Genomic DNA, 5,678 nt, shown 5'->3' on the forward strand with positions numbered 1-5,678 from the left:
GCATTCGCGTAGGCGCTGGGCGCGTTTACGCAACTCGGCAATCCGTTCCTGCGTGGTAGGCAACATCACGCCACCTCCCGTTCGAACGGCACTACCGCGAAGTCTTCAATGCCGGAGTTAATGGTGATGCCGGCGATGCCTTGCACGGCTTTGGGGTCGGCCAATACCGCTTCCTTGTTCAGTTCGTCCTTGGTGCGGATAAAGCGAGATAGGCCTAAGTTGCGCAGCGTTTCCAGCACCTTATCTACAGACCGCACGCCGACGCTGGGCGGGCGCTGGCGCCAGCTGACTTCGCCGGTAATCAAATTCGCAGTCTTGCCGCCGTCCTTGCATAGCTCGGCCCGGTTGGCTTCGCACCAAGTTTGAATGCCGGTCACCAGGCTATCGATGCGGGTTTTCAGTGCTTCGATTTGGCCCTTGCGGCTGTCGGTAATCGCGGCGATTTCGTCGTTCAGCTCAGTTTCGATGCGGGTCAGTTCGCGTTGGGTATCGCCCAGCAGGCGAATCGCGGCCATGGTTTGGTCTTTGTCTTGGCAGACGTAGGACGCTGCCGGGGCTTTGTGTTTTTTGGCCATGTTGGCTCCTGTGAGTAGGGTGGGCATGCAATGCCCACGCGGGTTTAATCGATATCGGTGGGCACAAAAACCGTGCCCACCCTACGAGGTGTCGTTTGGCGCAACGCCGCCTTTCCAATTGGCCGGCGGCTTGGATTTGGTTTTGGTTTGCGCCTGGGCGGCGAGACTTGCGACCGATACCGGCGCGCCGCCGACATTGCTACGGTTGCGTTGTTGCTCGATTTTGTTTTGCTCCAGCTGCGCCGCTGCCCGCTCGCCGCGGCCGGCGATCATGCTCAGCAAATAGCCGTTGCCTTTCAGCGGCAGTACCAGGGTTTCCGGGCGGTTGACGACCAGCTTCATCATTTCCGCTTCCCAAATCGCCGCCGGCGCGGAGTAAACGATGCCGTTGCGCTTGATCTGCGCGTCCTTGATCAGCGGCACCAGTTCCTTGGTCAAGGCCAGGCGGCGGCTCCAGCGCAGTTCCTGTTTGACTGGCTTGAACAACTCCAGGTAGCGCAACAGTGCACCGACCAGGCTGATCGGCAGGCCGTTGAGCAAACCGGTCAATTCGTTGCCGGCCGCCACTTCCAGCGCTTGAACGATATCGACGTCCTTGCCGCAGTACGGGCACGGAATGACGCAGCTGTTACTCACAAGCGGCACTCCAAACCGGCGACGACCATGATCGGCGCCGACCATTGGCAATACGCTAGATACAAGAACGCGGCCCAGCCGATCGCGGCCAGCCAGCGGGTATCGGTGAGCTGGTGGCGTAGGTGGTCTTCTTCGCCGAGCAGGTCGTCGATGATACGGTCGTGCCCGGACAGGCGTTGGTCGCGTTCGATTTGCCGGCGGCGCCGGCGTTGTTCGAGGATGTGATTAACCAATGGCATGGCGTGCTCCTATTTAGTCGAAAGCCCAGTCGGACTGCACGCGGCCGCGCAACCGGTGGTGCGGTTTGTGGCATTGCCGGGCCACCAGCCGCTTGAACTGGTGGGTCTGGCGCTTGGTTTTGCCGGCGAATTCGCCGCGCAAGAATCGTTGAGCGAGAAGGTTGTTCATGGGGCCTCAATGGCGGGTCACCGTCTCGGCCAGCGAGATATGCCGGCCGTGCTCTTGTAGATAGCGCTCGGCGTTGGCGATCATCGCTTCGCCGATCACCGCCGACGGCGCGTTACGCTCGCCGGGGTTAGTGATTTCTGTGCCTTCGATTTCCACACCGTGTTCGGTGTCGCGGATTTTGATTAGGAAGATAGCCATCAGTGGTCATCCTCGTTTGCTATCGCACAATCGATTTCGAAATCCAGGTCCTTGCCGTTCAACACGATGTTTTCAGGCGTCATGCCCGCAAAAACTCCACCGGCCTCAATTGCGTCCAGCGGGCGCTGGCGCAGGTAGTGATACCGTTCGGCGTAGGTGTGTGATGGCGGTTCTTGCGACTGTTCTTCTACGAACTCCAATGCGGCAGGCGGCAAACGAGAAATCACGGCGTGCATGCAGCAACATGGGCAGGAATCGAATGTAACTTCGCTTCCTTTTGGGCTTTGGTGAGTGATAGTGCCAAGGGTGCCGGCCTTTACCAGCCAGTACGCGTTGGCGGCATCTCGTGTTAGCCGTATTCGGCAACCCTTCCAATCGCGTTTTAGTTTTGGCGGGTTAATAGTGACGACGCTCATAAGACCCCCTACGCTACCGATTGCAGGCACAACGCCTGTTTGGCCACCGCATCCACGAGCGCCACGTTCAGGTCGCGACCGTTGCGGAATTGGGTGATGGCGGCGATCAAGCCCTCTATCAGCATCCGCGCCGATCCCTTGCTGTAGGCATACAAGCGCTTGACCACCTCGTCGGATACGTCCTCGTCGCCAAACGCGGCTTGGGTTAATGCGGCGGCATCGTCGGCGGTGATGCCTTTGACGGTCTCCGGCCAGAAGCCGGTTCGGCTGCGTATTTGGTCGAATTGGCCATGGGCCGGGCGGATCAGGCCGGTCAGGTGCTCGGTGCCGGCCAGCACGATGCCGATGTTGGCGAGGTCCCGCAGCCGGCGCAGGGTATGCAGCACGTGCGGTGTTAGCGTGTCGGCTTCATCCACAATCAACAGGCTGTCGGTGTTGGCCAGGCTATCGACCGTGGCGCGAAACTTGTCGTCGATGCTGCCTTTGCCCTCGTAGCCGGCCACGGTGCGGGCCAACAGCTTGATCAGGCTTTGCACTGTCATGGTCGGCGTGGCTTCGATCAGGTAGGTGTTGGGCGTGGTGCGTTGGTAATGCTTGACGGCAAAGGTCTTGCCGGTGCCGACGAAGGCGGACAGCACCGCAAAGTTGCGGTAGCGACGGGCCATTTGGCAGGCGGTCAAGGCCAGGCGGAACACGCTGGTCTCGACCGGCGCCACGGTGTCGCTGGCGGTGTCGTCGGCATGTTTCATGGCATTCGCGACGTTGACCAGCATCTTGCTGGGGCTGGTGGCATAACTGCCGCCCAGGATTTGGCTCAGCGTGCTGGCCGAGACCCGGGCCAGCCTGGCCAGCGCGGCTTGTTTGTAGTCGCGCTCGGCCAGCCAGGCTTTGATCTGTTCGATCAAGCCGATATCGTCCGGCGTGTAGTGTTGTGGGTAGCTGCTCATCGCGCTACCTCCGCCGCTGCTGTCGATAAGCGGTCCGCATGGCAAAAAAACCGACCGTCGCCATCGTGGACAGCCAGCCGGCCATCCGCAGCCAAACCCACCAGGACGTAACGGCCGTCCTTCTGCGACAGGTCGGCCGCGTAATACGTGATGGCCTCGAACACGATTTGCGCGCGCCTCACGCGCCGCGCATAGAGGTCTACAGAGCGGCTCATAGGAACACCCGGCCTTCGGCATCGCGGAGGGTGTCGATGTAGTCGTCGAAGTCGTGGTAGAAATCGACGAGATTGGTAACCTGGGTGATCGCCAGAAACTCTCGATCTAGCTTGCCCGTGAAGCGTTCGATCTTGCTTTTATGCCTTGGCTTACCTGGAGCGGTGCGCAAACATTCGGCAAAGGCGTTTTCAAAATCCAGCGCCACAAGTTCGTCGTTATCGACATTCATTGTGATGACAATCCAAAGGCACTTGGTTGCCAGTTGGTGCTCCAGCTGTGGTTCAACGCGAAACGCGTCGATAATGGTGCTTGCGCTCATGGGGTTACCTCACTCAAAGTTAAAAAGATCAATCTCAATGGTTTCCGGCAGCGCCGGGGTTTGGTCCAACAGGGTTTGCGCCTCGCTGGCGACGGCGTCGGCGTCGATCACCAGGCCGGCGCGGGCGTTGAGTTCGTCCACCTTGCGCTGCAAGCGTTTGCGCTGGTCTTCCACCCGCTTGTCGCGGCGCTCTTCCAACCGGCTCTTGTCCACGGCATCTACGCTGTTGATCAAATGCGCGTCGCAGATCCAGCGACCGTCCTGAGTGCGGATGACGGCGACGCGGTTGTCCATCAGGTCGTACTCCAGCACTACCGGCATGTGGTTGTAGGCGTGCAGGTCCGGATGGCCGTATTGGCGCTTGTTGTGGGTGATGCTGGCCCGCTTGACGGTCAGCACTACCGCTTGGCGTTTCATTTCCAGCAAGTCGGCATGCGGCGGCAGCGGCGACAACTCGCCCCACACCTGGGCGCGGCTGACGTGCTTGTTCTCCGGGTGCTGGCGTTGCACGTAACGGGCAATCCAGGCGTTAAAGGCGTCGGCGAACTCCATCAAGGTGGGTGCCTGTAACTGGCCGGCCTTGACGGCCTTGATGGTTTCGGCGCGGGCCTCGTCGCACATGTCGTCGCCGCAGTAAAACGCCGGGCGCCAGGCTTTCAGGAAGTCTCGCTTCACTTCCACAAAGAAGCGCTCTATCCAGCCCTTGCCGTGCGGGTTGCCCGGTATGGCATGAATCACTTCGATGTTGTGGCGGGCATAAAAGCCGGTCATGTCGTCGGACATGAGTTTGTTCTTATGGCCGGAACCGTTATCGACGTAGAGGAACAGGGGTACGTGGTTCCAGCGGGCGAAGGTTTCCGCCCACAAATTCTGAACCGCCGTGGTGCCTTCGTGCTCGTCAGCCCGCCAGCCGACCGGATAACGGCTGCGCAGGTCCATCGCCACCGTCAATTCCGGCCGCCAGGGAAACTTGCCGTCGATGGGGTTGACCAGGTAGATATCGGCCATGTAACCGTCGGCCACGTACACGTCGCCCGGCAAGGCGCGCTCGGTGCAGCGGCGGATGTAGGCCTTCTCGGTCAAGCGATACAGCTTGCGGCCGATGCGCGCCGGGCTGTGGCGGCCGAGCATGGCCGGCACGCTGCCCAGGTAATGCCGCACTTGGTCGTAGGTGCAGGCGAAACCGTCTACTTCCGCCAGTTGCCGCCAGACGACGGACATTTCCGGCTGGCTGGGCTGGTTGTAATACTCCAGCGCAGGCCCCCACCAGGCCGGTTGTTCGGTGACGACGCGACCCTTGTGTTGCTCCAACAGATCGACTCTACCGCCGCCGGCTTTGACCACCTTCAACCATTCGAACAACACGCTGCGGGTCGGCGCGGCGCGGTTAGCTTTGGCGGCGGTCTTCATCGCGTTTTGTAGGTAGGCATGCAGCGCGCCGGTTTCCGCTTTTGCCAAAAGGGTTTCAATGGCTTTGTTGGCGCTAAAGCCGTTGCTCTCCATATCCAGAATGGTGTTGACGATATCGAACCGCGCCGTGGCGACCGCGCGCTGGCTGTCGTTGGCCTCTTTCCAAGGGTCGCGCTGGCGTAGCGCGATGACCTGGGCAGTGGGGCGCACGGCGAGGCTGTTATCGGCCATCCTGTGTACGAGTGGGTTGGTTGCCATGATGCATGCCCTCTACTTGTCCTTTTTCGGGCGTCCTGGGCGGCGTCCATTGGCATCAATGCGTTTCTGTTCGCGCAATGCCTTGGCGGCCGCATCTTTTGATTGCAGCATGTCGTAGTCCAACAGCCAGCGTTGAGCCTCCTCGTCCGTCAGCATGTGCTTGCTGGTAATCGTATCCGGCAGGTCAACAGGACTGGACGTACGCAATTCATTGACCAGAGATGCGGCTCGGGCGGCAATGACATTGGCGGTTATCCAAATCTGTTCGATGCGCAGGTCTTTTTCGGCGTTTTCA

11 protein-coding genes are annotated in these 5,678 nt (G+C 60.3%); all 11 read right to left on the reverse strand.

What is annotated here, in order from left to right; translation table 11 throughout:
- Positions 1-65: 65 nt before the first annotated feature.
- Entirely contained in the window at positions 66-575 is a 510-nt protein-coding gene (locus tag AC3B8H_RS17735; RefSeq protein WP_488442874.1) for a host-nuclease inhibitor Gam family protein, read from the reverse strand.
- Between the two features lie 81 nt (positions 576-656).
- Positions 657-1,211: a hypothetical protein gene (locus AC3B8H_RS17740; protein WP_488442875.1), complete on the reverse strand. Its 555-nt coding sequence runs from the start codon at positions 1,209-1,211 to the stop codon at positions 657-659.
- Positions 1,208-1,450 (reverse strand): hypothetical protein, encoded by a 243-nt coding sequence (locus tag AC3B8H_RS17745; protein WP_488442876.1) that lies wholly within the window; start codon positions 1,448-1,450, stop codon positions 1,208-1,210. The genes AC3B8H_RS17740 and AC3B8H_RS17745 overlap by 4 nt, the downstream gene beginning before the upstream one ends.
- 13 nt (positions 1,451-1,463) lie before the next feature.
- A complete protein-coding gene (locus AC3B8H_RS17750; RefSeq protein WP_488442877.1) occupies positions 1,464-1,619 on the reverse strand; it encodes a hypothetical protein in 156 nt (51 codons plus the stop codon).
- Positions 1,620-1,625: 6 nt separating this feature from the next.
- Positions 1,626-1,817, reverse strand: a complete 192-nt coding sequence (locus AC3B8H_RS17755; RefSeq protein ID WP_488442878.1) for a hypothetical protein — start codon at positions 1,815-1,817, stop codon at positions 1,626-1,628.
- Positions 1,817-2,233: a hypothetical protein gene (locus AC3B8H_RS17760; protein ID WP_488442879.1), complete on the reverse strand. Its 417-nt coding sequence runs from the start codon at positions 2,231-2,233 to the stop codon at positions 1,817-1,819. Before AC3B8H_RS17760 ends, AC3B8H_RS17755 begins: the two co-directional genes overlap by 1 nt.
- An 8-nt stretch (positions 2,234-2,241) precedes the next feature.
- Positions 2,242-3,180, reverse strand: a complete 939-nt coding sequence (locus AC3B8H_RS17765; RefSeq protein ID WP_488442880.1) for an AAA family ATPase — start codon at positions 3,178-3,180, stop codon at positions 2,242-2,244.
- Positions 3,177-3,395, reverse strand: coding sequence for a Mu transposase C-terminal domain-containing protein (locus tag AC3B8H_RS17770; protein ID WP_488442881.1), 219 nt, complete (start codon positions 3,393-3,395; stop codon positions 3,177-3,179). Before AC3B8H_RS17770 ends, AC3B8H_RS17765 begins: the two co-directional genes overlap by 4 nt.
- Positions 3,392-3,715, reverse strand: a complete 324-nt coding sequence (locus tag AC3B8H_RS17775; protein ID WP_488442882.1) for an integrase core domain-containing protein — start codon at positions 3,713-3,715, stop codon at positions 3,392-3,394. The genes AC3B8H_RS17770 and AC3B8H_RS17775 overlap by 4 nt, the downstream gene beginning before the upstream one ends.
- 9 nt (positions 3,716-3,724) lie before the next feature.
- Positions 3,725-5,356, reverse strand: a complete 1,632-nt coding sequence (locus tag AC3B8H_RS17780) for a transposase family protein (RefSeq protein WP_488442883.1) — start codon at positions 5,354-5,356, stop codon at positions 3,725-3,727.
- A 39-nt stretch (positions 5,357-5,395) separates the two neighbouring features.
- On the reverse strand, positions 5,396-5,678 hold a 283-nt coding region (locus AC3B8H_RS17785; RefSeq protein WP_488442884.1), incomplete at its 5' end, for a hypothetical protein.

The sequence above is a fragment of the Methylomonas sp. BG-2 genome (genome assembly GCF_057766305.1).

What these genes read in the sequence shown, in the direction of transcription:
- AC3B8H_RS17750 (WP_488442877.1), bottom strand. Translation starts at nt 1,619, where the DNA reads ATGAACAACCTTCTCGCTCAACGATTCTTGCGCGGCGAATTCGCCGGC.
- AC3B8H_RS17780 (WP_488442883.1), bottom strand. Translation starts at nt 5,356, where the DNA reads ATGGCCGATAACAGCCTCGCCGTGCGCCCCACTGCCCAGGTCATCGCG.
- AC3B8H_RS17765 (WP_488442880.1), bottom strand. Translation starts at nt 3,180, where the DNA reads ATGAGCAGCTACCCACAACACTACACGCCGGACGATATCGGCTTGATC.
- AC3B8H_RS17745 (WP_488442876.1), bottom strand. Translation starts at nt 1,450, where the DNA reads ATGCCATTGGTTAATCACATCCTCGAACAACGCCGGCGCCGCCGGCAA.
- AC3B8H_RS17770 (WP_488442881.1), bottom strand. Translation starts at nt 3,395, where the DNA reads ATGAGCCGCTCTGTAGACCTCTATGCGCGGCGCGTGAGGCGCGCGCAA.
- AC3B8H_RS17775 (WP_488442882.1), bottom strand. Translation starts at nt 3,715, where the DNA reads ATGAGCGCAAGCACCATTATCGACGCGTTTCGCGTTGAACCACAGCTG.
- AC3B8H_RS17735 (WP_488442874.1), bottom strand. Translation starts at nt 575, where the DNA reads ATGGCCAAAAAACACAAAGCCCCGGCAGCGTCCTACGTCTGCCAAGAC.
- AC3B8H_RS17760 (WP_488442879.1), bottom strand. Translation starts at nt 2,233, where the DNA reads ATGAGCGTCGTCACTATTAACCCGCCAAAACTAAAACGCGATTGGAAG.
- AC3B8H_RS17755 (WP_488442878.1), bottom strand. Translation starts at nt 1,817, where the DNA reads ATGGCTATCTTCCTAATCAAAATCCGCGACACCGAACACGGTGTGGAA.